Source organism: Plantactinospora sp. WMMC1484 (genome assembly GCF_049315195.1).
Taxonomy (GTDB): Bacteria; Actinomycetota; Actinomycetes; order Mycobacteriales; family Micromonosporaceae; genus Plantactinospora.
On record NZ_CP186055.1, the window covers coordinates 4,244,540 to 4,268,264 of the forward strand.

General features: G+C 69.8%; 21 protein-coding genes and 1 pseudogene. 16 read left to right on the forward strand and 6 right to left on the reverse strand.

The window, feature by feature from the left end; genetic code table 11:
• Positions 1-12: 12 nt before the first annotated feature.
• The 3 genes from ACN28C_RS18645 to ACN28C_RS18655 all read left to right on the forward strand — a co-directional run bounded on the left by ACN28C_RS18645 (position 13) and on the right by ACN28C_RS18655 (position 4,556).
• Entirely contained in the window at positions 13-1,518 is a 1,506-nt protein-coding gene (locus tag ACN28C_RS18645; RefSeq protein ID WP_422768817.1) for a family 43 glycosylhydrolase, read from the forward strand.
• 37 nt (positions 1,519-1,555) lie between these two features.
• Complete coding sequence (locus tag ACN28C_RS18650; protein WP_422768818.1) at positions 1,556-2,881, forward strand: RICIN domain-containing protein; 1,326 nt, start codon at positions 1,556-1,558, stop codon at positions 2,879-2,881.
• A gap of 205 nt (positions 2,882-3,086) precedes the next feature.
• Positions 3,087-4,556: an RICIN domain-containing protein gene (locus ACN28C_RS18655; RefSeq protein ID WP_422768819.1), complete on the forward strand. Its 1,470-nt coding sequence runs from the start codon at positions 3,087-3,089 to the stop codon at positions 4,554-4,556.
• Positions 4,557-4,671: 115 nt separating this feature from the next.
• Here the strand turns inward: ACN28C_RS18655 and ACN28C_RS18660 are convergent, their stop codons facing one another.
• The 4 genes from ACN28C_RS18660 to ACN28C_RS18675 all read right to left on the reverse strand — a co-directional run bounded on the left by ACN28C_RS18660 (position 4,672) and on the right by ACN28C_RS18675 (position 8,438).
• The gene (locus tag ACN28C_RS18660; protein WP_422768820.1) at positions 4,672-5,880 is read right to left on the reverse strand and encodes an MFS transporter; all 1,209 of its coding nucleotides are present in this window, start codon (positions 5,878-5,880) and stop codon (positions 4,672-4,674) included.
• A gap of 19 nt (positions 5,881-5,899) precedes the next feature.
• Positions 5,900-6,700 carry an IclR family transcriptional regulator domain-containing protein gene (locus tag ACN28C_RS18665; RefSeq protein ID WP_422768821.1) on the reverse strand — a complete coding sequence of 267 codons (801 nt, stop codon included), beginning with the start codon at positions 6,698-6,700 and terminating at the stop codon, positions 5,900-5,902.
• Positions 6,701-6,792: 92 nt separating this feature from the next.
• A complete protein-coding gene (locus ACN28C_RS18670; protein WP_422768822.1) occupies positions 6,793-7,608 on the reverse strand; it encodes a CoA-transferase subunit beta in 816 nt (271 codons plus the stop codon).
• Positions 7,605-8,438, reverse strand: a complete 834-nt coding sequence (locus tag ACN28C_RS18675; protein ID WP_422768823.1) for a CoA transferase subunit A — start codon at positions 8,436-8,438, stop codon at positions 7,605-7,607. Before ACN28C_RS18675 ends, ACN28C_RS18670 begins: the two co-directional genes overlap by 4 nt.
• 227 nt (positions 8,439-8,665) lie before the next feature.
• On the opposite strand from ACN28C_RS18675, the gene ACN28C_RS18680 reads away from it, so the two are divergent.
• The 11 genes and pseudogenes from ACN28C_RS18680 to pobA all read left to right on the forward strand — a co-directional run bounded on the left by ACN28C_RS18680 (position 8,666) and on the right by pobA (position 17,262).
• Entirely contained in the window at positions 8,666-9,631 is a 966-nt protein-coding gene (locus tag ACN28C_RS18680) for an ABC transporter substrate-binding protein (protein ID WP_422768824.1), read from the forward strand.
• Positions 9,628-10,500, forward strand: coding sequence for an ABC transporter permease (locus ACN28C_RS18685; RefSeq protein WP_422768825.1), 873 nt, complete (start codon positions 9,628-9,630; stop codon positions 10,498-10,500). The genes ACN28C_RS18680 and ACN28C_RS18685 overlap by 4 nt, the downstream gene beginning before the upstream one ends.
• 5 nt (positions 10,501-10,505) lie before the next feature.
• Entirely contained in the window at positions 10,506-11,273 is a 768-nt protein-coding gene (locus tag ACN28C_RS18690) for an ABC transporter permease (RefSeq protein ID WP_422774732.1), read from the forward strand.
• A gap of 47 nt (positions 11,274-11,320) precedes the next feature.
• The gene (locus ACN28C_RS18695; RefSeq protein WP_422768826.1) at positions 11,321-12,163 is read left to right on the forward strand and encodes an ABC transporter ATP-binding protein; all 843 of its coding nucleotides are present in this window, start codon (positions 11,321-11,323) and stop codon (positions 12,161-12,163) included.
• Positions 12,160-12,447, forward strand: a complete 288-nt coding sequence (locus ACN28C_RS18700; RefSeq protein WP_422768827.1) for a hypothetical protein — start codon at positions 12,160-12,162, stop codon at positions 12,445-12,447. The genes ACN28C_RS18695 and ACN28C_RS18700 overlap by 4 nt, the downstream gene beginning before the upstream one ends.
• Before the next feature lie 31 nt (positions 12,448-12,478).
• Positions 12,479-13,162 (forward strand): annotated as a pseudogene (gene pcaH / locus ACN28C_RS18705) (protocatechuate 3,4-dioxygenase subunit beta); the annotation flags it as partial.
• On the forward strand, positions 13,152-13,706 hold the full coding sequence (gene pcaG, locus ACN28C_RS18710; protein WP_422768828.1) for a protocatechuate 3,4-dioxygenase subunit alpha: 555 nt from the start codon (positions 13,152-13,154) through the stop codon (positions 13,704-13,706). The pseudogene pcaH and the gene pcaG, both read left to right, overlap by 11 nt.
• 52 nt (positions 13,707-13,758) lie before the next feature.
• The gene (locus ACN28C_RS18715; protein ID WP_422768829.1) at positions 13,759-14,883 is read left to right on the forward strand and encodes a lyase family protein; all 1,125 of its coding nucleotides are present in this window, start codon (positions 13,759-13,761) and stop codon (positions 14,881-14,883) included.
• Positions 14,867-15,631: a 3-oxoadipate enol-lactonase gene (gene pcaD, locus ACN28C_RS18720; RefSeq protein WP_422768830.1), complete on the forward strand. Its 765-nt coding sequence runs from the start codon at positions 14,867-14,869 to the stop codon at positions 15,629-15,631. The genes ACN28C_RS18715 and pcaD overlap by 17 nt, the downstream gene beginning before the upstream one ends.
• The gene (gene pcaC, locus ACN28C_RS18725; protein WP_422768831.1) at positions 15,628-16,008 is read left to right on the forward strand and encodes a 4-carboxymuconolactone decarboxylase; all 381 of its coding nucleotides are present in this window, start codon (positions 15,628-15,630) and stop codon (positions 16,006-16,008) included. Before pcaD ends, pcaC begins: the two co-directional genes overlap by 4 nt.
• A gap of 81 nt (positions 16,009-16,089) precedes the next feature.
• Entirely contained in the window at positions 16,090-17,262 is a 1,173-nt protein-coding gene (gene pobA / locus ACN28C_RS18730; protein WP_422768832.1) for a 4-hydroxybenzoate 3-monooxygenase, read from the forward strand.
• 185 nt (positions 17,263-17,447) lie between these two features.
• Here pobA and ACN28C_RS18735 read toward each other — a convergent pair whose 3' ends face one another.
• Together ACN28C_RS18735 and ACN28C_RS18740 are read right to left on the reverse strand one after the other, a co-directional pair.
• Complete coding sequence (locus ACN28C_RS18735) at positions 17,448-18,494, reverse strand: cellulose-binding domain-containing protein (RefSeq protein ID WP_422768833.1); 1,047 nt, start codon at positions 18,492-18,494, stop codon at positions 17,448-17,450.
• A 567-nt stretch (positions 18,495-19,061) separates the two neighbouring features.
• Positions 19,062-19,946, reverse strand: coding sequence for a PaaX family transcriptional regulator C-terminal domain-containing protein (locus ACN28C_RS18740; RefSeq protein WP_422768834.1), 885 nt, complete (start codon positions 19,944-19,946; stop codon positions 19,062-19,064).
• A gap of 182 nt (positions 19,947-20,128) precedes the next feature.
• On the opposite strand from ACN28C_RS18740, the gene ACN28C_RS18745 reads away from it, so the two are divergent.
• Together ACN28C_RS18745 and ACN28C_RS18750 are read left to right on the forward strand one after the other, a co-directional pair.
• Positions 20,129-21,730, forward strand: coding sequence for a sigma-70 family RNA polymerase sigma factor (locus ACN28C_RS18745; RefSeq protein WP_422768835.1), 1,602 nt, complete (start codon positions 20,129-20,131; stop codon positions 21,728-21,730).
• Positions 21,731-22,165: 435 nt separating this feature from the next.
• Positions 22,166-23,692: a non-reducing end alpha-L-arabinofuranosidase family hydrolase gene (locus tag ACN28C_RS18750; protein WP_422768836.1), complete on the forward strand. Its 1,527-nt coding sequence runs from the start codon at positions 22,166-22,168 to the stop codon at positions 23,690-23,692.
• Positions 23,693-23,725 lie beyond the last annotated feature (33 nt).

Consider the following 23,725-nt stretch of genomic DNA (forward strand, 5'->3'; position numbering starts at 1 on the left):
GGATCCCGCGTCATGCGAATACGTGCACGATCCGTGGGCGTCGCCCTGGCCACCGTTGTCGCTGTCGGTGTGAGCGTGATCGCCGCTTCCGCTCCGGGCAGCGCGGCTCCCGGAGCCTCCTTCCAGAACCCCGTCGTCGGCACGCCCAACAGCGCCGACCCGTGGCTCGGTTACTACAACGGCAACTACTACTACACGGCGACCACCTGGACGGGGAACATCTACATCCGTAGGGCGTCGACCCTCGGCGCCCTACGGACCGCGCCGGAGACCCGGGTGTTCACGATGTCGCAGCCGAACGCGACATCGAACATGTGGGCACCCAGCATGCACCTGCTCGACGGACCGAACGGGCGGCGCTGGTACCTGTACTACTCGGCCGGCCCGAGTTCGTGCTGCAGCGGGCAGCGACAGCACGTGCTGGAGAGCGCCGGAACCGATCCGATGGGCCCCTACACCTATCGGGGCCAGCTCAACCTGATGCCGAACAACGGATGGTCGATCGACGGTAGCGTCATGACGGTCAACGGAACGAACTACTTCGTCTTCTCCGCGTTCAACAACAACTCCGGGTTCGAGAACGGCGGCCTGCAGAGTCTCTACATCACCCGCCTGACCAACCCATGGACGCCAGCGGCGCTGGGCACGCTGATCTCCGAGCCCACCCTCTCGTGGGAGCGCCAGGGCAACCCCGTCAACGAGGGCCCCTACGTGCTGCAACGCGGTAGCCGGACGTTTCTCACCTACTCGGCCAGCTACTGCGGCACACCCGACTACAAGATCGGGGCGCTTGAGCTGACCGGCGCCAACCCGTTGAGCCGCAGCTCGTGGAGCAAGCTCGCCAACCCGCTCTTTCAGCGCAACGACGCCAACGGCGTGTACGGTCCCGCCCACCACTCCTTCTTCACGTCGCCCGACGGCACGGAGGACTGGATCGTCTACCACGCCAACTCCTCCTCCTCCCAGGGATGTGGTACCACCCGCACCAGCCGGGCGCAGCGGATCTCCTGGAACCCGGACGGCACACCGAATCTCGGCCTTCCCGTCTCGACCTCGACGGTGCTGGCCGGACCGTCGGGCGAGCTCAACAACGCGGGCGCGGTGCCGGTCCAGCGGTTGCAGTCATTCAACTTCCAGGACCGTTACGTGCGGCACCAGGACTATGCCGTCCGGATCGACCCGAACGTCAACCCGGCGCTGGACGGGCAGTTCAGGGTGGTTCCCGGTCTGGCGAACAACGGGTCCGGGTACGTGTCGTTCGAGTCGGTGAATTTTCCCGGGCGCTACCTGCGGCACGCCAACTACGTACTGCGGCTGGATCCGAACAACGGCTCGACAACGTTCCGGGAGGACGCCACCTTCCGCCAGGTAGCCGGCCTGGCGAACTCGTCGTGGTCGTCGTTCCAGTCCTACAACTTCCCCGACCGGTACGTCAGGCACAGCAACTACGTGCTGCGGATCGACCCGATCAACGACGACCCGGGCCGCGCCGACGCCACGTTCCGCCGGACGTCCTGATACCGCACGTTGGCACCACGACCGCGAGGAGGAACCTGTGGAACTCGGCATCAGGCGACCGGTGAACAGGATCGGACGGTGGGTGGCCCGGCTGACCGTCGCGCTGCTCGTCGTCGCCGGCGGCGCGCTCGCCCTGGCGACACCGGCGTCCGCGGCCACGACGTACCTCTACACCACGTTCAGGGGCGACGGCGCGGCTGACCAGGAGCTCTGGGTCTATCAGTCGACGAATGCGACCAGCTTCGGCGTCCTGGCCGACACGAACTACCGTGGCCCGACCGGGGTCCTGCGCGACCCCAGCATCATCAACCACAACGGCAGGTACTACGTCGCGCACACCGTCCAGTCCTGGACGACGAACTCGACCTACTTCAACATCGCTTCCAGCACGGACCTGCTCACCTGGACACACGTGGCCAGCGTCAACTCGGGGATCGCCGACACCAGGTTCGTCTGGGCCCCGGAGTTCTTCGTGGAGGGAAACACGGTGCGGGTCATCGCGAGCGTCGCCCAGACCACGTGTTCGAGCTGTTTCCGGCCCTACGTCTACACCGCCCAGGACAGCAGCCTGAGATCGTGGAGCGGGCCGGCCCAGATGGGCGGGCTCGGCACGAACTACATCGACACGTTCGTCGTCCGATCCGGCAACACCTATCACGCCTTCGTCAAGAACGAGACCTCGAAGTACATCGAGCACTGGACGAGCACCGCGAGCCTCACCAGTGGCTGGACGTCTCGCGGTGCCCTCTGGAGCTCCGGCTACGAAGGGCCGGCACTGGTCCAGCTGGAGAACGGCAGCTGGCGCATCTACGTCGACCGGTACACCAACGGCGGAATATGGACCGCTACCAGCTCCGACCTGAACACCTGGTCCGGCCTCAGCAGCGTGAACTGCGCCGGCTGCAGGCACGGCACCGTGCTCGCCGTGTCGTCGTCCTCGCCTGTCGAGCGCTACCGGCTGACGGCGCGGCACAGCGGAAAGGTCATGGACGTCATCGGGGCATCGACTGCCGACAATGCCGAGATCAAGCAGTGGGGCTGGAACGGAGGAGCGAACCAGACCTGGGCCTTCGAGGACGCGGGCGGCGGGTACGTCAGGATCGTCAACCAGAACAGCGGTAAGTGTCTCGACGTGGCCAGCGCCTCCATCGCGGATGGTGCGAACGTCATTCAATACACGTGCAACAGCGCGACCAACCAGCAGTGGCAGTGGCGTCCCATCGGCAGCTACTTCCACCTCGTGGCCCGGCACAGCGGCAAGTGCCTGGACGTGGTGAGCGCCGGTGCGGCAGACGGCACCGACATCCAACAGTACGCGTGCGGCAGCCAGACCAACCAACAGTGGTCCCGCGCCGTGGTCTAGGCGGTCGCGTGTTCGAGCCCGAATGTTCCTGAACGTTTCGGTTCGAATCCTGGTCTCTTGTTGTTGTTTCCGTTACCGATGTAACCCAGACGACATCATTCTGATGTCCAGAACGGAGGGGTCAGGTCTAGTGATTGGACATCCCACGACACGGATCACGTCGTCTGGTGGAAACGTCTCCGGACCGTCGCAGAGCACCCGGTCGTTGCGCTGGTCGCTGATCGCCCTGGCGACCGCGCTGACGGCGCTGGGTGGCGTCGCGGTCACGTCGTCACCGGCCACCGCCGCCACCAGCCAGTTCAGGGGCATGAACTGGGCCGTGCTGGGTGACAACTTCAGCACCGGCCCGCTCGTCGTGCAGGGGCTGAGTCAGTCCGACAGCAACGCGACGGTGCGGGCCAAGGCCAACGCCCTCTACGACGACATGGCCACCACCATGGGGGTCAACACCGTCCGGCTGCCGATCAACACCCACACCGTCGGCACGACGTGGTGGAATGCCTATCGGGGCGCGATCGACGCCGCCACCGACCGGGGCTTCAAGGTGATCCTGGCGTACTGGGAGGACGGCGCCGCCTCCGGCGGTAGGATCACGAACCTCGCCGCGTGGAACACGATGTGGTCCACGGTGACGAACACCTACGGCTCGAACACCAACGTCTACTTCGAGCCGATGAACGAGCCACACGGCTACAGCTCGGCCGAGTGGCGTAACGTCGCGGCCGACTGGCTCAGCTACCACTACTCGGCGGTGCCCGGTCGGGTGCTCATCGGCGGCACCGGCTACAGCCAGGACCTGCGGGACGTCTGCAACGACAGCCGCTTCAACGGCACGCTGCTCTCCTTCCACCACTACGCCTTCTTCTACAGCGCGATGACGTACGACGCCTTCCGGAGCCACATCCAGACCCGGCTCGGGAACTGCGCCTCCCGCGCGGTCGCGACCGAGTTCGGTGCGCCCATGGACAACGGCCTCAACTACGCCGACGCGAACAGCAGCGACAACTTCGTGCGGCACATCCGCGCGATGGCCCAGGTCATGCGCGACAACCAGATGGGCGGCACGTACTGGCCCGCGCTCGGCGGCAAGCCCACCGGCAGCTCCGGATACGACTGGTACTCGATGTTCGCCCTGAGCGGCAGCGGCACCAATCTCCACCTGACCGTTCGCAACGCCTCCGGCGCCGACCGGATCCGGTACGCCTGGGGCGACACCGTCGGCGGCGGCCCCACGACGCCGCCGCCGCCGACGACGGGGACGGTCTACCGGATCACCGTGCGGCACAGCGGCAAGGCGATGGACGTCCAGTCACCGAACACCGACAACGGTGCCCGGGTCGGCCAGTACACGTACAACGGCAACGCGTGGCAGCAGTGGCAGTTCCAGGATGCCGGCAGCGGCTACTGGCGCATCGTCAGCCGGCACAGCGGAAAGTGCCTCGACGTGGTGAGCGCCTCCACCGCCGACGGTGCCGAGCTCATCCAGTACACCTGTGGCAGCGGCAGCAACCAGCAGTTCCAGATGGTCGCCAACGGCAGCTACTTCCAGCTCCGGGCCCGGCACAGCAACAAGTGCGTCGACGTGCCGTCAGCATCCACCGCGGACGGCGTGATCCTCAAGCAATACTCGTGCAACGGCGGCACCAACCAGCAGTGGTCGCGTACGGCCGTCTAGCGGTCGTCTCGACGTGACCCCGGATCCGCGGTCACGTCCCGCACGCTCCCGGCGCCGAGTCTGAGCTCGGCGCCCGGAGCGTGCGGAAGCGCGGACGCTCCGACCCCCGAAGCCGCTACCGCGGGTTGACCGGCCCTGCCGCGGCCGGCCGACCGGCCCGCAGTCCGATCGCGAACTGCGCGACCAGCAGCACCAGTACGCTGCCGAGCGGCACCCTCCAGCCGCCGGAGGCCTGGTGCAGTGCGCCGACGAGCACCGGCCCGGCCGCCGCCAGGACGTACCCCATCGACTGGGCGATCGACGAGAACGCGGTGACCGTACCGGCGTCGGGTGCGCGTAGTGCGATGAGCAGCAGGGCCAGCGCGATCGACGCGCCCTGGCCGAGGCCGAGCAGCACCGCCCACGCCCAGCTCGCCGAGCGGGGGGCGAGGAGTATCCCGAGGTAGCCGGCGGCGGTGAGCACGGCCGCCGCCGCCACGTGTCCGGACTGGCTACGGGCCCGCGCCGCGAGGACCGGCACGGTGAGGGTGCTGGCGATCTGCGTCAGGTTCGCCAGGCCGAGCAGGTAACCCGCCTCCTTGGGGGTGCTTCCGGCGTTGCCGTAGATCGTGGGCAGCCAGGCCAGTGTCGTGTAGAAGGTGAGTGACTGTAGCCCCATGAAGCCGGTGACGTACCAGGTGATCGGCATCCGGAGCAGGGTCCGGAACCGACGGTGGGCCGGCGGTTCGGTGACCCGTACCCGGGACCATGGCAGCCAGGCCAGCAGGGCCGGTACCACCAGCAGCGCGCCAGCGGCGGCGGCCGGTCGCCAACCGGCGCCGACGGCCTGTGCCAGCGGCACGGTCAGGCCGGCGGCGAGCGCCGCACCGAGCACCAGGGCGGTGACGTAGACGCCGGTGAGCAGGCCGACCCGGTCGGCGAAGTGCCGCCGTACCAGTGCCGGCATCAGCACGTTGAGCACCGCGATGGCGGATCCGGCGATCGCGGCGCCGAGATACAGCTCCGCGGTGCCGCCGAGGCTGCGGAGCACGATCCCGGCGGCGAGCACGGCCAGACCGGCCAGCAGGGTGCGTTCCAGCCCGAGCCGGTGCACCGCCGGGGCGGCGAACGGCGCGACGATGCCCAGGCAGACGACCATGACGGTGGTGACGAGACCGCCCGCCGCCGGGCTCAGCCGGTACTCCGACATGATCTGGTCGAGCAGCGGGGAGACGCCGGCCAGGGCTGGCCGCAGGTTGAGCGCGGCGAGGACGATCCCGGCGACGAGCAATGGCCGGGACCAGCGGGGGATCGGGCCGGGATCGGGTCGTCTTTTCGATGTCAAGATGCGAGGAGGCGGCGGGTCAGGCGCGCGCTCCGCCGGCGTGCCGGGGCAGCAGACGGAGGTCGGCCTCGATGCGGGAGGCCGCCGCGACCAGCGGTGGTACCAGGTCGCGCCGGATCGATTCGATGGAGTTGCGGCTGGCGTGCACAGGAATGTTGACCGCGGCGACGACGCTGCCGTTGCCGTCCCGGATCGGTGCGGCAACCGAGCGCAGCCCCTCCTCGAGTTCCTGGTCGACGATGGCGTAACCCTGGTCGCGGACCCGGCCCAGCTCGGTACGGAGCATCGTCGCCGAGGCAATGGTGCGGGAGGTGGGCCGCTGGAACGGGATGCGCTTGAGGTGGAGTTCGATCTCCTGGTCGGGTAGGTGGGCGAGCAGGACTCGGCCGACCGACGTCAGGTAGGCGGGGAACCGGGTGCCAACCGTGATCGACACCGTCATGATCCGGGCGGTCGGAACCCGGGCGACGTAGACGATGTCGTCGCCGTCGAGTACGCAGACCGAGGAGGACTCGTGCACCTCCTGGACCAGGCGTTTCAGGTGTGGTTGGGCGATTTCCGGCAGGCCGATGCTGGAGAGGTACGCGTAGCCGAGCTCCAGGATCCGGGGGCTGAGCCGGAACATCCGCCCGTCGCTGTGCACGTATCCGAGGTCGGCGAGGGTGAGCAGGAAACGCCGGGCGGCGGCGCGGGTGATGTCGCAGGCACGGGCGACCTCGCTCAGCGTCAGCTCGGGATGCGCGGCGTCGAAGGCGCGGATGACCGCCAGCCCGCGTTCCAGGGACTGCACGAAGTGGGGTTCGCGGCCGGGGTCGGTCATCGGTGGTCCTCCATGCTGTCCTGCTGGTCGGGTCAGCGTAACCGGCATGCCTCGCCGGCCCGCTCGACGACGGGCCTGCGGCTCTCCGCTTCCTACTCTCGGCGGTGGTCGGCGCCGGGTCCGGGTGCCGACCGCAGGTCCCGCAGGGCCGCGAGCTCGGCCGGGGTGGGCGTCGGGATGGTCTGCGGCGGGTCGGTGACCCGCAGCGGCCAGCCGGTCTCCGCGCGCGCCTGGTCGACACGTACGCCCTCGTGGAGCTGGGTGAGGGTCAGCTCGCGGGTGACCGGGTCGGGCTCCAGCACCCCGAGGTCGGTGATCACACGCACCGGCCCGCGTCCGCGGAGGTTGAGCCGTTCCCGGTCGCCAGGACCCTGGCCGTAGCCGACCGAGGTGATGAAGTCGACGCGCTCGACGAAGGTGCGCCGGTCGTGCCGGGCGACGACGAAGACCTCGCGGCACGAGGCGGCGATCTCGGGCGCGCCGCCGGCGCCGGGGAGCCGCACGCTCGGCCGGTGGTAGTCGGCGCCGATGACCGTGGTGTTGATGTTGCCGTAGCGGTCGATCTGCGCCGCGCCGAGGAAGCCGACGTCGATCCGGCCCGGCTGGAGCCAGTAGTTGAACATCTCCGGTACCGAGACCACGGCGTCGGCGGTCTCGGCCAGCACACCGTCACCGATCGACAGCGGCAGGTGGGTGGGTTTCGAGCCGATGGTGCCGGATTCGTAAACCAGCACCAGGTTGGGTGCGTGGGTGCGGCGTGCCAGGTTGGCCGCGACGCTGGGCCGGCCGATCCCGACGAAGCAGCGGGCGCCGTCGCGCAACGCCCGGGCGGCCGCGACGACCATCATCTCCTCGCCGGTCCAGGGCGAGGTCGGCGAGGAGATCTGGGCGGGGATGTCCAGGGTCATCGTGGCGTGCCTCCATCCACCTCGGCCGCGCCGAGGACGGTTTCGTCGAGCCAGCGCCGGAACGTCTCGCGATCCCGGCTGATGCCGTCCCAGGCGACGTAGAAGTCGTTGTCCCGGTCGCTGTGGTCATGGGCGTAGGAGGGGTGGGCGCCGCCCGGCGCCTCGGCCACCATGGTCACCGCCCAGTGTGGAAGGACGACGGCGCCCGGCCGCTCCTCCAGCCGGTCGACGATCCGCTCCACGGTCACCAGCGAGCGGGCGGAGGCGAGGACCACCTCCTTCTGTACTCCGGTGATGCCCCAGAACTGCACGTTGCCGGAGCGGTCCGCCCGCTGGGCGTGCACGATGCCGACATCCGGGTTCAGCGCGGGTACGGCGGTCAGGGTCTCACCGGTGAACGGGCAGGTGATCGGCTTGATTGTCTCGGTGAGACCGACGAGGTCGGTGCCGGAGTATCCGCGCAGCACCGCGAAGGGCAGGCCGGAGGCGCCGGCGACGTACCGGTTGGCCATGCCGGCGTGGCTGTGTTCCTCGATCTCCAGCGGTGCCGGCCAGCCGTTCTGCACGGCGTCGCGGAACCGGTGCAGCGATCCCACCCCGGGGTTCCCGGCCCAGGAGAAGATCAGTTTTTCGGCGCAGCCGGCGCCGATCATCTGGTCGTAGACGATGTCGGGCGTCATTCGTACCAGGGTGAGGTTCCGGCGACGCTGGCGGATGATCTCGTGGCCGGCCGCGACCGGAATAAGATGGGTGAATCCTTCCAACGCCACGAGGTCGCCGTCGTGCACCAGGGCCGCGACGGCATCACGCAGGCTCGCGATTTCCCCCATCCAGGGCTCCTCTGTGCGCCATATGAACACTAGTTCGCTGCTTAGCGACAGTACGGCCAGCGGTCGGCGACCGTCAAACTCCCGACTAGGCCAGTAGACGCACTGCGTGCGACGGCTGTAACGACTTGGACATGAGTCGTTGACCAAATCCGGGACGGCCCGTACGTTCTCTGTGAGAACGATCGTGCGCAGCAAGCACGGTGGCCTGGGCTCATCTAGGAGGGTTCATGCGTCGTCTCATCACCGGGCTCGCGGTCGCCACGACCCTCGTGGTCGCGGCCGCGGGCTGCGGGTCCTCGGACCCGTCGAACGGTACGGCAGGCAACGGCGGTCCGGCCGACGTCACCGTCGGGGTCATCCCGATCGTCGACGTGGCACCCATCTACCTCGGCAAGGAGAAGGGCTTCTTCAGCAACCGCGACATCGAGCTGACCCTCGAGACGGGGCAGGGCGGCGCGGCGATCGTGCCGGGTGTGCTCAGCGGCCAGTTCCAGTTCGGCTTCAGCAACGCGACATCGCTGATGGTGGCACAGGCCCGTAACGTGCCCGTCAAGGTGGTGGCCAACGGGGTCGCCTCGACCGGGCAGCCCGGCGAAGACTTTGGCGGCATCGTGGTCCGGGGCGACAGTCCGATCCAGTCGGCCAAGGACCTCGCCGGCAGGAAGGTAGCGGTAAACACGCTCAAGAACATCGGCGACACCTCTGTCCGGGAGTCGGTGCGCAAGGCCGGTGGCGACCCGAGCACCGTGCAGTTCGTCGAGATCGGCTTCCCGCAGATGCCGGCCGCCCTCGAGGCGGGTCAGGTCGACGCCGCGTGGGTCGTCGAACCGTCGCTGGCCGCGGTCAGGGCCAAGGGCGGCCGAGTGATCGCCTCCAACTTCGTGGATGTCGCGCCCGACCTCACCGTGGCGGTCTACTTCACCTCGACCAAACTGATCCAGGAGAATCCCGACCTGGTGAACCGGTTTGTCGAGGCGATGCGCGAGTCGCTGGCGTACGCGGACAGCCACCCGGACGAGGTGCGGAACGTCATCACCACCTACACCCAGATCGACGCGGCCACCGTGGCGGCACTGACCCTGCCGAAGTGGCCCGCCGACTACAACCGCGACTCCCTGGAGACCCTGGTCAAGTTCGGCGAGCAGGACGGCCTGTTCGAGGGCCCGGTCGACCTGGACAAGCTGCTCCCATGACCTCGTCCGACCCCGCGGGGGACGGTGCGGCGCCGGCCGCCACCGTCCCCGGCACCATGACCGTCGCTGGCGGTGCGAGCCCGCCTCGGCGCCGGTCCGGCGGTGATCCCGTCGGCTACGGCCTCGCCGGACTGCTCGTCTTCTTCGGCCTGCTGGAGGTGCTGCCCCGGGTCGGGATCGTCGCTGCGGACTACCTGCCACCCACCAGCCGGATCGCGGCGGCGCTCGCGGTCGAGGTAAGGGAGCCGGCGTTCTGGACCGCCGTCGTCGACACCCTCACCGGCTGGATCCTCGGCCTGGCCATCGCGACCGGGGCGGGAATCGCGGTGGGAGTACTCGTCTCCATGGTTCCCCACCTGCGCGCCATCACCGCCTCGTCGATCGAGTTCCTCCGCCCTATCCCCTCGGTGGCGCTGATCCCGCTGGCCGTGCTGCTGTATGGCACCGACCTGCGCTCGACGCTGCTGCTGGTGGTCTACGCCTCCTTCTGGCAGGTGCTCATCCAGGTGCTCTACGGCGTGCAGGACGTCGACCCGGTCGCGGACGAGACCGCCCGGGCGTACGGCCTCGGCCGGTGGGCGCGGATCCGGCACGTGATGTGGCCGACCGCGCTGCCGTACGTGATGACCGGCGTGCGGCTGGCCGCGGCGGTGGCGCTGGTCCTCGCCGTCACCGCCGAGCTGATCATCGGATCGCCGGGGCTGGGTTCCCGGATCGCCGTCGCCCAGACCTCCAACGCGGTGCCGGCGATGTACGCGCTGGTGGTGGTCACCGGCCTGCTCGGCGTGCTGATCAACGTGGGTGCCCGGCTGGTGGAGCGGCGCCTGCTCTCCTGGCACCAGTCCGTCCGTGGGGAGGTCGCACTGTGACCCGGATGCTTCGCCAGGTCGGGCTGGCGGTCGGGCTGCCGGCAGTGCTCTTCGCCGCCTGGTGGCTGGCCACCGCCGGCAGCGAGAACTTCTACTTCCCGCCGCTGCGCGACATCCTCGGCACCTTCGGCGAGGTCTGGACGGGTCAGCGGCTCACCGACGACGTGCTGCCCAGCGTGGCCCGGCTCGCCGCCGGTTATCTGCTCGCGCTGCTGCTCGGGGTCGCCGCCGGCGTCGTGATCGGCTCCTACCGCCGGGTGCGCGCCGCGGCCGAACCGGTGCTGGAGTTCCTGCGGGCCATCCCGCCACCGGTGCTGGTGCCGGTCATCATGCTCTTCGCCGGCATCGGCGACGGGATGAAGGTACTGGTCATCGTCTCCGGCTGCGTCTGGCCGATCCTGCTGAACACCGTGGAGGGCGTGCGCGCGGTCGACGGCGTGCTGGCCGAGGCGACCCGCGCGTACGGCATCCGGGGTGCCGGCCGACTGCGTCACCTGGTGCTCCGCTCGGCGAGCCCGCAGATCTTCACCGGCGCCCGGCAGGCCCTCTCCATCGGCATCATCCTGATGGTGATCAGCGAGATGTTCGCGGCCAGCAACGGGCTCGGCTTCGCGGTGGTGCAGTTCCAGCGCAGCTTCGCCATCCCGGAGATGTGGAGCGGCATACTGCTGCTGGGCCTGCTGGGCTTCACCCTCTCGCTCGTCTTCCGGGCGGTCGAGGCTCGGGCGCTCGCCTGGTACCACGGGCTGCGGCGCACGCACCGGTCGTCGTGAACGGCGAGCCGTCCCGGAGCGGCCGGCATCGTCGGGAAGGGAAACCCATGCTTGACGTTCGAGGAGTGCGGAAGGTCTACGACGGCCACGGGCGCCGGGTGGAGGCGGTGCGCGACCTCACCTTCGCACTCGACGCCGGCGAGCTGGCCTGCCTGGTCGGTCCCTCCGGCTGTGGCAAGACGACTCTGCTCAAGTGCGTCGCCGGCCTGCTCACCCCCACCGCCGGCGAGGTGCTGGTCGACGGCCGCCCGGTCACCGGACCGCCGCCGGGGCTGGCCGTGGTCTTCCAGGAGTACGGCCGCAGCCTGTTCCCGTGGATGAGCGTGCACGACAACGTGGAGTTGCCGCTGCGGCAGAAGAAGCTCTCCAGGGCGCGCCGCCGGAAACTGGTGCGCGACGCCCTGGACGCGGTCGGGCTCGCCGACGCGCACCGGGCGTACCCGTGGCAGTTGTCCGGGGGGATGCAGCAGCGGGTCGCGATCGCGCGGGCGGTCGCGTACGAGCCGAGCGTGCTGTTGATGGACGAGCCGTTCGCCGCCGTCGACGCACAGACCCGTGCGGAGCTGGAGGACCTGATCCGTGACCTCTGGCACGAGCTGCGGGTGACGGTCCTCTTCGTCACCCACGACATCGACGAGGCGGTCTATCTGGGACAGCGGGTGCTGATCCTCTCCTCCTCGCCGACCGTCGTGCAGAAGCAGCTCACCATCGACCTGCCGGACGAGCGTGACCAGCTGCACACCCGGGCCGACCCACGATTCACGGCACTGCGTACCCACGTCTACGAGCAGATTCAGGCCGCCAAGCGCGGTGCCTGTGCACCGTCCGGGTCAGCAGCGGCGGTCGGGACGCCTGACGCCCGACCGGACCTCGATCGGACGCCGGCATGAGCCTCCCCGACGTCTACGTCCTCGACGCCCTCCGCACCCCGACCGCGATCGGCCGGGCGCCGTCCACCACGGGCTGCAGGCCGGAGCCGGAGTTCGACCCGGAGCTCGTCGACCCCGACGGCGGGGCGATCGCCATCGGCCACCCGCTGGGTGCCTCGATCGCCCGGATCCTCGGTGCGCTGGCCCGGCAGTCGCGCCACCGGGGTGGCGGCCACGGACCGGCCGCCATCTGCATCGGCGTCAACCAGGGGCTCGCCGTCGTGCTGGAAGGAATCGCCCGATGACCTCGCTGCACCTGCCCGCGTACGAGCGCCCCGTGGCGTGCACCCACCGCTGGAGAGTCCCGGCTACCGCTCCACCCTGCTGCGCGCGCCCACCCGGCCGCCGGTGCTGCTGCCGCAGAACCTGACCGAGGTGACCGGCCCGCTGCTCGGCGAGGGCCGGGTGACCGAGACCGACGCCGACCTCACTGCCGCACCCGGCGGCGAGCCGCAGGGCCAGCGGATCGTCGTGCACGGCCGGGTACTGGACGGTGACGGCCGCCCGCTGCCGCACACCCTGGTCGAGATCTGGCAGGCGAACGCCGCTGGTCGCTACCGGCACGCCCGGGACACCTGGCCGGCACCGCTGGACCCGAACTTCACCGGCGTGGGCCGGGCGCTCACCGACAGCGCGGGCCGCTACCGCTTCCTGACGGTCCGGCCGGGCGCCTATCCCTGGGGCAACCATCACAACGCCTGGCGGCCGGCGCACATCCACTTCTCGCTCTTCGGCCGCGCGTTCACCCAGCGCCTCGTCACCCAGATGTACTTCCCGGACGACCCGCTCTTCCCACACGATCCGGTCGCGGGCTCCATCCCGGACGAGAAGGCGCGGCAGCGGCTGATCTCCCGGTTCGACCTGGACGCCACGGTGCCGCACTGGGCCCTCGGCTACGAGTTCGACATCGTGCTGCGCGGCAGCGCGGCGACGCCGACGGAGGAACCGCATGCGGAGTGAGCTGACCCCGTCGCAGACCGTAGGGCCGTTCCTGCATATCGGCCTGCCGTGGCCGGACGGGCCGGAGGTGGTACCACCGGCGACCCCGGGCGCGATTCTGATCAGCGGCCGGGTCACCGACGGCGCCGGCGAGCCGGTGCCGGACGCCCTGATCGAGACCTGGCAGGCGGACCGGAACGGCCGGTTCCCGCATCCGGACGACCCACGCGGCCCGGTGTACGGCTTCCGCGGCTTCGGTCGCTGCCCCACCGACGAGCGCGGCCTCTACCGCATCCACACCGTCAAACCCGGCCTGCTGCCCGCCCCGGACGGCCGGACCGAGGCTCCGCACATCAACGTCTCCGTCTTCGGCCGGGGGCTGCTCGACCGGCTGGTGACCCGGCTGTACTTCCCCGACGAGGCGGCCAACGACACCGATCCGGTCCTCGCCGGCCTGCCCGACGCGGCCCGCCGCGCCACTCTGATCGCCATCGCCGCACCCGGCGGGTACGTCTTCGACATCGTGCTGCGCGGCGAGTCTGAGACCGTGTTCTTCGATGTCTGAGCCGACCCATGTCTGAGCCGACCCATGTCTGAGCCGACCCATGTTTGAGTCGATGTTCGCCACCCCGGCGAGCCTTGCGGCCACCGACGCCGCCGCCTGGCTGCGGGAGCTGCTCCGGGTCGAGGCCGCGCTGGCTCGCGCCGGTGCGGCCGTCGGCCTTGTCCCACCCGGGTACGCGGCCGAGATCGAGGCCGCCTGCGCGCCGGAGCGGTTCGACGCCGCCGAGCTGGGCCGGCGGGCGGTCGCCTCGGCCTCGCCGGTCGTGCCGCTGGTGGCGGAGCTGCGGGCCCGGGTTCCCGAGCCTGTCCGCCGCTTCGTACATTTCGGTGCGACCAGCCAGGACGTCATGGACACGGCGCTGGTGCTGGTGGCCCGCTGCTGTGCCGGTGCGATCCTCGACGACCTGTGGGCCGCTGGCGACCGGCTCGCCGAGCTCGCCGACCGGCACCGCGACACCGTCCAGATCGGCCGGACCCTGCTCCAGCAGGCGGTGCCGACCAGTTTCGGCCTGGTCTGTGCGGGCTGGCTGGCCGGTCTGGCAGAGGCGGCGGGCGGACTGGTCCGGGCCGGCGGCCGGCTGCCCCTGCAGTACGGCGGCGCGGTCGGCGCCCACGACAGCCTCGGCACCGACGGCCCCCGGATGGCCAAGACGTTCGGCGAGATCCTCGGGCTCCCGGTGCCGGCGCTGCCCTGGCACACCCGGCGCGGCCCCGTCGTCGACCTCGCCGCGGCGCTCGGCGCCGTCTGCGGCGCGCTCGGCACGATTGCCACCGGAGTGGTCCTGCTCGGGCAGAACGAGATCGCCGAGGTGACCGAGGGTAGCCCCGGCGCTTCCTCGGCAATGCCGCACAAGCGCAATCCCGCCCGCTCCACCCTGGTGGTCGCCTGCGCGCAGCAGGCTCCCGGACTGGTCGCCACCGTCCTGGCCTGCCAGCCGGTCGAGCTGCAACGCTCCGCCGGCCGGTGGCAGGCCGAGTGGCCGACCGTCACCGCCCTGCTACGGCTGACCGCCGCGGCGGCCTGGCACGCCAGGGCGGTGACCGACTCGCTGCGGGTGGACCCCGATCGGATGCGGTCCGTCGCCGAGACCGCAGGCGGGGCCGTGGCTGACCCGCCGGAAGCGGCCGGGCAGCTCGTCGATCGGGCACTGGAGGCGTACCGTGCCGCTCGCCCATGAGGTGACCGGGCCGGCCGGCGCTCCGGTGCTGCTCCTCGGCTCGTCGCTCGGCACCACCCGGGCGATGTGGCGCCCCCAGGTGGCCGAACTGTCCCGGCGGATGCGGGTGGTGGCGTTCGACCACCGTGGGCACGGCCACTCACCGGCGCCGTCCGGGCCGTACGACATCGCCGACCTCGGGGCCGACGTGACCGACCTCCTCGACCACCTGGAGCTGGATCGGGTGCACTACGCGGGCCTGTCGCTCGGCGGCATGGTGGGGATGTGGCTGGCCGCCCACCGGCCCGAGCGGATCGACCGGCTCGCGCTGCTCGGCACGGCCGCGTACCTGCCGCCGGCTGGTGGCTGGCTCAACCGGGCTGCCCAGGTCCGGGCGCACGGTACGGCGAGCCTGACCGATGCCCTGCTCGGCCGCTGGTTCACCCCCGGCTTCGTCGACCGCCATCCCGAGGTGGTGGCGCCGCTCGTCGCCGACCTGGCCGCAGTCGGAGCCGAGGGGTATGCGGCCTGCTGCGAGGCGATCGCCGCGATGGACCTGCGACCGCTGCTGCCAGGGATCACTGCGCCCACCCTGGTGGTCGTCGGCGCCGAGGATCCGGCCACCCCGCCCCGGCACGCCCGGCTCATCGCCGCGGCCGTGCCCGGTGCACGGCTGGCGGTCCTGGACCGCGCCGCGCACCTCGCCAGCGTCGAGCAGCCGGGGCAGGTGAGCGTGCTACTCGCCGAACACCTTCTGGAGGAGCGATGAACGAGCGGTACGCCCGGGGGATGGCAGTCCGGCGGGAGGTGCTCGGCGACGCGCACGTGGACCGGGCGGTGGCCGAGACCGACGGGTTCACCGCCGACTTCCAGGATCTGATCACCCGGTACGCCTGGGGCGAGATCTGGACCCGTCCCGGGCTCGACCGGCGTACCCGCAGCTGCGTGACGCTGACCGCGCTGGTCGCGCACGGCCACCTCGGTGAGCTGGCGATGCACGTCCGGGCGGCGCTGCGCAACGGCCTCACCCCGGGCGAGATCAAGGAGGTGTTGCTGCAGTGCGCCGTCTACTGCGGAGTGCCGGCCGCGAACGCGGCGTACGGCGTTGCCGCCCGGGTGCTGCGCGAAGAGCCGGGAGAGGCATGACCCTGCGCATCCCGGCCGGTGCGCGGGCAGCGGCGGCGGGCGGCGGACGAGACCTATACCCGAGGGAGGGGCGAGGAAGCAGTGCGTACCCAGGTGGCGATCGTGGGGGCGGGACCCGCCGGACTGATGTTGTCCCACCTCCTGCACCGCAGCGGCATCGACTCGGTCGTCGTGGAACGCCGCAGCCGCGAGTACGTGGAGCAGCGGGTCCGGGCCGGGGTCCTGGAGCAGGGCACGGTGGACCTGCTGCGCGAGGTCGGCGTCTCCGACCGGCTCGACCGCGAGGGCCTGGTGCACCGTGGGATCGAGCTGCTCTTCGACGGGGTGGCGCACCGGGTCCCGATGAGCGACCTGACCGGCGGACGGGCAATTACCATCTACGGGCAGCAGCACGTCGTCCGGGACCTCACCGTGGCCCGGCTCGCCACCGGTGGCCGGGTCCACTTCGATGCCGACGACGTGACGGTGTCTGGCGTCGACACCGCCACGCCACGGGTCACGTTCACCGTCGACGGCCGCCGCGAGGAGCTGGTCTGCGACATCGTCGCCGGCTGCGACGGGTTCCACGGGGTGTGCCGTGACGTCCTGCCCCGGTCGGTACGCCAGCTGCTGGAGCGCGAGTATCCGTTCGGCTGGCTCGGGATCCTCGCCGCCGTCCCGCCGTCGGCCGACGAGTTGATCTACGCGCACCACGACCGGGGATTCGCGCTGGCGAGCCTCCGCTCGCCGACGATCAGTCGCCTCTACCTCCAGGTCGACCCGCGCGAGGATCTGGCCGACTGGTCGGACCGGCGGATCTGGGACGAGCTCGGCATCCGGCTGGCACACGGTGGCTGGTCGCTCGGCGATGGCCCGATCCTGGAGAAGAGCATCACCCCGATGCGCAGCTTCGTCTGCGAACCGATGCGGTACGGCCGGCTCTTCCTCGCCGGGGACGCCGCGCACATCGTGCCACCAACTGGCGCGAAGGGCCTCAACCTCGCCGTCCACGATGTGTACGTCCTGGCCGAGGCGGTCGCCGACTGGTACCGGACCGGGAGCGAGACGTCGCTGGACGGGTACTCGGCGACGTGCCTGCGCCGGGTCTGGCGGGTGCAGCACTTCTCCTGGTGGATGACGTCGATGCTGCACCGCTTTCCGGGACACGACGCGTTCGAGCAGCGGCTGCAGCGCTCACAACTGGAATATGTCGTCGGTTCGCCGGCTGCGGCGACGACCCTCGCGGAGAACTACGTCGGGCTGCCCTGGACCTGACTCGTGCCCCGGTCGGCCCTTCGGGCGGACGGCGGCTCACGGCTGGAGCAGGTTGGGGTCGGATGACGAAGTTCTTTCGGTAGTCAACCTCCCCGTCACAGAACTGGCACTTCGAGGGTAGCCACCGACGCGATCGGGTCGCCCGACCGGAGGACCCCGGCTCGGGCGACCCGGATCGCGAGCAGTTAGCCCCAGTAGCCCGTGGCCTGTCGACCGAGCGACTGCTGGCCGGCGGCGTTGGCGTGGCAGCCGTCGGAGACCTCGCCGCTGCGGAGGCGGAACGTGCCGACGTAGGTCACGTTCTGCGCGGAATCGGCGCCCGCCTGTCGTGCCATGCTGTCCGTCAGCTCCGGACCGCCGCTGCCGGCCAGGAAACACGTCTGGCCGGCGTCGTAGAGCGGCTGGCCGGAGATGTAGATCGTCGCTCCGGGGGCCGCGTGCTGGCGCGCGTTGGCGATGAGCTGCCGGACCTCGTTGTAGGTCACGCCGTTCTGGGCGAAGATGCAGATCTGCACCCAGACGGCCGTCGGTCGGCCGTACTGGGCCGCCTGCCGGTCGAAGCTCTGCCAGGAGGCGGAGTTGGTGTCGGTCCACGACTGTACGACCGCGCCGCCTGTGCCGTACGGCCCCCACATGCGCTGACCACCGATGGCGCGGTACCCCTGTGAGACGTTCTCGGCCATCGAGCAGCCGATGAAGCCCATCGAGTTGGGGCCGCCCGTCCCGGGTGGCGTGGTCGGGGGTGGCGTGGTCGGGGGTGGCGTGGTTGGGCGTGGAGTGGTGGGCGTGGGGTTCGGCCCGGTCGTCGGCTGGGTGGTGCCGTTGCAGGCCGTGCCGTTGAGCGCGAAGTTGGTCGGCGCCGGATTGCTGTTGTTGTTCCACGAGCCGTTGAACCCGAAGCTCGTGCTGCCGTTGGTGGCGAGGTTGCCGTTCCAGCTGACGTTGCGGGCGGTGACCTGCGCCCCGCTCTGGCTGACCGTGGCGTTCCACGCCTGGGTCACCTGCTGACCGGCGCCGAAGGACCAGGTCAGTGTCCAACCGGAGAGCGGGTCACCCAGGTTGGTGACATTGACGTTGCCGGTGAAACCCCCCGGCCACTGGGAACCGACCTGATAGCTGACCCGGCAGCCGGCGGCGGCAGATGCCGCGGTCGTCGAGACCGCGCCGACGGTGGCGGCGACCGCCAGCGGCACCATGGCCGCGACGAACAGACGGAACCGAGATAGGCGCATGGCCCCTCCCTCAACTGCTTGCTTCGGTGACGGTTGGTGGGTGTGTAGCGGTTCGACGCCGTGAGCGTTGACGTCCTTGTCGGAAGTCCCGGACCTCCTCGACGAGTCGATCGATGAACGTCGCTGGCTGCAAACTGTAGGACACCTGTGTTACGGCAGTCAACGCGAACGTCGAACGAGCGGGCGTGCTGCCGTCGTCGGAGCCGAAACCTCTCGGCCCCTGTATTGATTGACGTCGGCGAATGAGTATGGGCACAATTGATCCATGGACGCAATAGGCACGTCTGTTCGCAATGCGAACGATCTTCGATCACCGACGGGGTCCACCGGAAGGCGAGGGGAGATGGCAGCTGCTGATCCGTCGAGCCCAGGTGCTATGGCGTGCGCCTCGTCGTGCGGATATGGTGGCTGGACTGATCAGTGCGCAATCCGCACGATTGTTCCTTCATCGCGGCCATCGACATCACTGCCGGTCCCGATGCCCACCGTCGCCGGCAGCTCTGCGACGGGTCCGGGACGGCTGGTCCCGGCATGATCAGGAGTGGGGGAGAGGAACGGCTTCCTGCGTCAGGCGGCCTGTCGACTGACGCGCCCCCACTCCCGGGTGGCGGCCGGTTCCCATCGAGCGTGTTGGCGGTGGAAGAGGCGTGCCGCGCGGGTGCCGCTCCAGCGCTCGGGCAGCAGTTCTTCGGGGAGTGCGGGGTCGATCAGCGGCAGGCGTCGCCACGCGTGCACGAGTCGGGTGAGCCGGACGACGGGATCGGCGGAGGGCTGGCGACTGAACTCGGCGATGAACGACTCGTACGCGCGCTCGATGCTGTCGAGATCCCACGCCTGGCGTACCAGGTTGGGCAGGTCCACACCGCCGAGATGCTCGGCGAGGAAGATCTGCGCCCGCTCGTGCGCACCGGCGTCCTGGAGGATGAGTTCGGCCTCCTTGACCCGATTGGTGTGGGTGCTGATCCAGACCCCGGGGGCCGGTCGACCGAAACCCGCCCAGCCGAGGCGCGTGTGCAGCAGGTGCCGGGCGGCCCTGTCGCGCTCCGGCACCCGGGCCAGCACCATCAACCATCGACGGTCCCAGTCGGGCTGGCTGGCGGTGAAGCCGAGGATCCGACCCGCACCGAGGTCGAGGAAGTGTTCGAACGCCGGGCTCAGTCGCCACCAGGTGTAGCGGCCGTCCCTCATGGGGACGAGCCAACCGTCCGCCGAGGCGCGGACCAGGGCCTGCCGGCAGGCCGGCTCCGCAACCCCGAGACGGCCCAGGACGTTGATGAAGGCCGATGTCGGTGCGGCCTGCCTGGCCGGCCTCACGTAGTCGCCGAGGACGGTGATCAGCAGACCGCGTACCCCACCGGTGCCCGCTGCGTATCGCCGGGAGAGGACGAACCTGTCGCGGGACGCGTTGCCGAACGGGCTGGGCGAGGCGGTGCCGGTCTGCGGTTCAGCCATGCCCGGATCGGACGTCGGCCAGCCGTGGATGCTCGGGAGCGGTACGCATCCGGGGATTATATTGCCGACGTACGATGCCTCGACATGCCGCTTGCGGGGTGTCCGCATCCCGCGCGGCGGCCCCTCGCCGGGTGAGCGATTCCCGAACCACCGCCCTCCGGGCCCAGCGACAGCGATAGGACATGCGAGCCACCTCCACTCGTGAGACGAGCCGGGTCGTCGCGGCACAGTCCGGCGACCGGCAGGCGATCGACGAGCTCACCGTGGCGTACCTGCCGATGGTGTACACCATCGCGCGTCGGGCGCTGAGCGGCCATCCGGACGTTGACGACGTCGTGCAGGAGGCCATGCTGCGTGCCCTGCGGGAGCTGCGGATGCTGCGTACGCCGGAGAGCTTCCGGCCCTGGTTGGTGGCGATCACCCTGCGCCAGGTCAGCACGCAACTGCAACGGCAGCAGGTTGCCGCCGACCGTGTCGTACCCCTGGAGGAGGTGTCCGCTGAGCCGGATGCCGGCGCGGACTTCGAGGATCTGACGTTGCTGCGCATGGACCTGTCCGACCAGCGTCGACAGGTGGTTCGGGCCAGTCGCTGGCTCGAACCGGCGGACCGGGCGCTGCTGTCGCTGTGGTGGCTGGAGAATGCCGGCAGGCTGAGCAGGGCGGAGCTGGCCGCGTCGCTGGGCGTCGGAGTCGCCCACGCGAACGTGCGCGTCCAGCGGATGCGCCACCAACTCGCCCTCGGCCGGGCACTCGTGGCCGCGTTGGAGGCCAGGCCCCGCTGCGATCGTCTCGCCACCGTGCTGGTCGGCTGGGACGGCCGACCGAGCCCGGTGTGGCGTAAACGCATCAGCCGGCACACCCGGTCCTGCCCGGTCTGCCTCCGCCACGCCGACGGCCTTGTCCCGCCCGAACGCCTGCTCGCGGGCCTCGCGCTGATCCCCGTTCCCATGGCGTTGGCGGCGTCGCTGACCGGCAAGAACGCGCTGGGAAGTACCCTTGGCGCCGCGTCCACGGCGGTCCTTGCGAATGCGGGCGGTGCCGGTGGATCCGGAGCCGTCGGCGCGAGCCTCAAAGCCGGTCTCCTCGGTCAGCTCGGCCAGGTGATCGGGACGCATCCCGTCGTCGCGGCCGTCGCCGCCGGTACGGTCGTCGCCGGCGCCACGGTCACCACGGCGACCTGGCCGACCCCGGAGCCACGGCCACCTGCGGCCGTCGCCGCGCCGACGTCGGCGCCGCCGGCATCCTGGGCCATCGTCCTGCCGACCTCGACAGCCCGCACGAGCACGCTCTCCCCGAGCCAGCCGACCCCGACCAGGGCGGCGTCGTCGAGCGGGGCACCGCGGCCGCTTCCATCCGGCGGCGTGTCGTTGGAATCGGTCAACCGGGTGGGACTGTTCGTCACGGCGGCCGGCAATCTCGGAGTACTGGACCGGGTCGACGCCGGCAGCGACGCGACGACCCGCCGGCGGGCGACATTCGAGGCGCTACCCGGGTTGGCCGACCGCAACTGTGTGTCGTTCCGTGCCGAGGACGGACGTTATCTACGCCATTCGTCCTGGCGGCTTCGGGTGAACGGTGACGAGGGCAGCCAACTGTTTCGTGGCGACGCTACGTTCTGCGTGCGTGCCGGGGTGACACCGGACTCGGTGTCGCTGGAGTCGTCCAATTACCCCGGATGGTTCCTGCGCCACCGGAACCTGGAGTTGTGGGTGGACCGGTCGAACGGCAGCCTGGGCTTCCGCGCCGACGCGTCGTTCCGGACCCGGCCCGCGCTGGACGGATAGTCCGCACGCACGCCACCGGAGATGCGTCGCGACCGTGCGATGCCGGCGCCCATAACAAAAACTCGTGGTGAGATTCTTCCGGTTATCGGCCCGGTTTTCTTCGGCAAACGCGTTATCGGTCACCGTCGTGCAAAGTCGGGTTAACCCGAGTTCGTCGGCCGTCGGTCCTCCGGACGCTCGCGCCGGCTCTCGTATCGATGTCCGCCTCTTGATTACCTCGAAACAGTCTGGCAATATGCCGTACATCCGCCTGAGCGGCTCTCCCATGTCTCACCTGATGACCGTGAGGCATTGCAGCCGTTCATGTTAGCGATCACATCGCTCGGTTCCTGCGCCCGGGAGGAGAGCTCGGCGTGCCGGTGCCTTGGCGACGGTCATGGCCGACCAACCCATCCCGGGTAGGACGGTTCGGCTCCTGGTCATTGGAGGAGGGTCATGTTTGCCTTTGGTAGGTCTTCACCGACCGCGCGGCCATTGCGTGGGTGGTTGCCGCGGGTCGCCGCCGTCGGTCTGACGGCCGTGGTGGTCGGGGCTGCCGGTGTGGCGGTGGTGTCGTCGCCGGCCGCGGCGGCGACGGTGGACACGAACGCGTGGTATGTGCTGGTCAACCGGAACAGTGGCAAGGCGTTGGACGTGTACAACCTGGCCACGAATGATGGTGCGCGGATCGTGCAGTGGGCGCGGAACAACGGTAGTCAGCAGCAGTGGCAGTTCGTCGACTCCGGTGGTGGCTACTACCGGGTGAAGTCGCGGCTGTCCGGCAAGGTGCTGGACGTCTACAATTTTTCGACCGCGAACGGTGCGAGCATCGTGCAGTGGGCGGACGGTAACGGGACCAATCAGCAGTTCCGGTTGGCCGACTCCGACGGTGGCTACGTCCGGTTGATCAACCGGAACAGCAACAAGGTGGTGGAGGTGCAGGGCGCCTCGACCGCCGACGGGGGCAACGTCGTGCAGTACGACGACTGGAACGGCGCCAACCAGCAGTGGCAGCTCGTCCGCGTCGACGGCGGCGGCACCCCCACCACACCGCCGACGCCGCCCCCGGCCGGCACGTGTGATCTTCCGTCGTCGTATCGTTGGTCGTCGACGGGTGTGTTGGCGCAGCCGAGGTCGGGGTGGGTGTCGTTGAAGGATTTCACCCATGCTCCCTACAACGGTCGGCAGTTGGTGTACGCGACGACGCACGACACGGGTACGTCGTGGGGTTCGATGAACTTCGGTCTGTTCACGAACTGGTCGGAGATGGGGTCGGCGAGTCAGAACGCGATGCCGTTCTCCGCTGTCGCGCCGTCGTTGTTCTACTTCGCGCCGCGTAACGTGTGGGTGTTGGCCTACCAGTGGGGCGGGCCGGCGTTTTCGTACCGGACCTCGACCGATCCGGCCAACGTGAACAGTTGGTCGGCGCACCAGACGCTGTTCACCGGGAGTATCTCCAACTCCAGCACGGGGCCGATCGATCAGGCGCTGATCGGTGACAGTACGAACATGTATCTCTTCTTCGCCGGGGACAACGGTCGGATCTACCGGGCGAGCATGCCGATCGGGAACTTCCCGGGTAGTTTCGGCTCGGCCTACACGACGATCATGACCGATTCGACGAACAACCTGTTCGAGGGGGTGCAGGTCTACCGGTTGCAGGGGCAGAACCGGTACCTGATGCTGGTCGAGGCGATCGGTTCGCAGGGCCGGTACTTCCGTTCGTTCACCGCGACCAGTCTGGGTGGTACGTGGACGCCGCAGGCCACGTCGGAGAGCAATCCGTTCGCCGGTAGGGCCAACAGTGGTGCGACCTGGACCAACGACATCAGTCACGGTGAGTTGATCCGCAGCAGTGCCGACCAGACCATGACCGTCGATCCCTGTAACCTGCGACTGCTCTACCAGGGGCGTTCCCCGAACTCCGGCGGCGACTACGGCCTCCTGCCCTACCGCCCCGGACTGCTGACCCTCCAGCGCTAGTCGCGTGACCAGGTCCGGCGGAGGGTCCTGTCG

Excerpts from the sequence above, each read along its gene's own strand:
- ACN28C_RS18645 (WP_422768817.1), top strand. The coding sequence starts at position 13 with ATGCGAATACGTGCACGATCCGTGGGCGTCGCCCTGGCCACCGTTGTC.
- ACN28C_RS18665 (WP_422768821.1), bottom strand. The coding sequence starts at position 6,700 with ATGACCGACCCCGGCCGCGAACCCCACTTCGTGCAGTCCCTGGAACGC.
- ACN28C_RS18670 (WP_422768822.1), bottom strand. The coding sequence starts at position 7,608 with ATGACCCTGGACATCCCCGCCCAGATCTCCTCGCCGACCTCGCCCTGG.
- ACN28C_RS18675 (WP_422768823.1), bottom strand. The coding sequence starts at position 8,438 with ATGGGGGAAATCGCGAGCCTGCGTGATGCCGTCGCGGCCCTGGTGCAC.
- ACN28C_RS18680 (WP_422768824.1), top strand. The coding sequence starts at position 8,666 with ATGCGTCGTCTCATCACCGGGCTCGCGGTCGCCACGACCCTCGTGGTC.
- ACN28C_RS18685 (WP_422768825.1), top strand. The coding sequence starts at position 9,628 with ATGACCTCGTCCGACCCCGCGGGGGACGGTGCGGCGCCGGCCGCCACC.
- ACN28C_RS18690 (WP_422774732.1), top strand. The coding sequence starts at position 10,506 with ATGCTTCGCCAGGTCGGGCTGGCGGTCGGGCTGCCGGCAGTGCTCTTC.
- ACN28C_RS18695 (WP_422768826.1), top strand. The coding sequence starts at position 11,321 with ATGCTTGACGTTCGAGGAGTGCGGAAGGTCTACGACGGCCACGGGCGC.
- ACN28C_RS18700 (WP_422768827.1), top strand. The coding sequence starts at position 12,160 with ATGAGCCTCCCCGACGTCTACGTCCTCGACGCCCTCCGCACCCCGACC.
- pcaG (WP_422768828.1), top strand. The coding sequence starts at position 13,152 with ATGCGGAGTGAGCTGACCCCGTCGCAGACCGTAGGGCCGTTCCTGCAT.
- ACN28C_RS18715 (WP_422768829.1), top strand. The coding sequence starts at position 13,759 with ATGTTCGCCACCCCGGCGAGCCTTGCGGCCACCGACGCCGCCGCCTGG.
- pcaC (WP_422768831.1), top strand. The coding sequence starts at position 15,628 with ATGAACGAGCGGTACGCCCGGGGGATGGCAGTCCGGCGGGAGGTGCTC.
- ACN28C_RS18735 (WP_422768833.1), bottom strand. The coding sequence starts at position 18,494 with ATGCGCCTATCTCGGTTCCGTCTGTTCGTCGCGGCCATGGTGCCGCTG.
- ACN28C_RS18740 (WP_422768834.1), bottom strand. The coding sequence starts at position 19,946 with ATGGCTGAACCGCAGACCGGCACCGCCTCGCCCAGCCCGTTCGGCAAC.
- ACN28C_RS18745 (WP_422768835.1), top strand. The coding sequence starts at position 20,129 with ATGCGAGCCACCTCCACTCGTGAGACGAGCCGGGTCGTCGCGGCACAG.
- ACN28C_RS18750 (WP_422768836.1), top strand. The coding sequence starts at position 22,166 with ATGTTTGCCTTTGGTAGGTCTTCACCGACCGCGCGGCCATTGCGTGGG.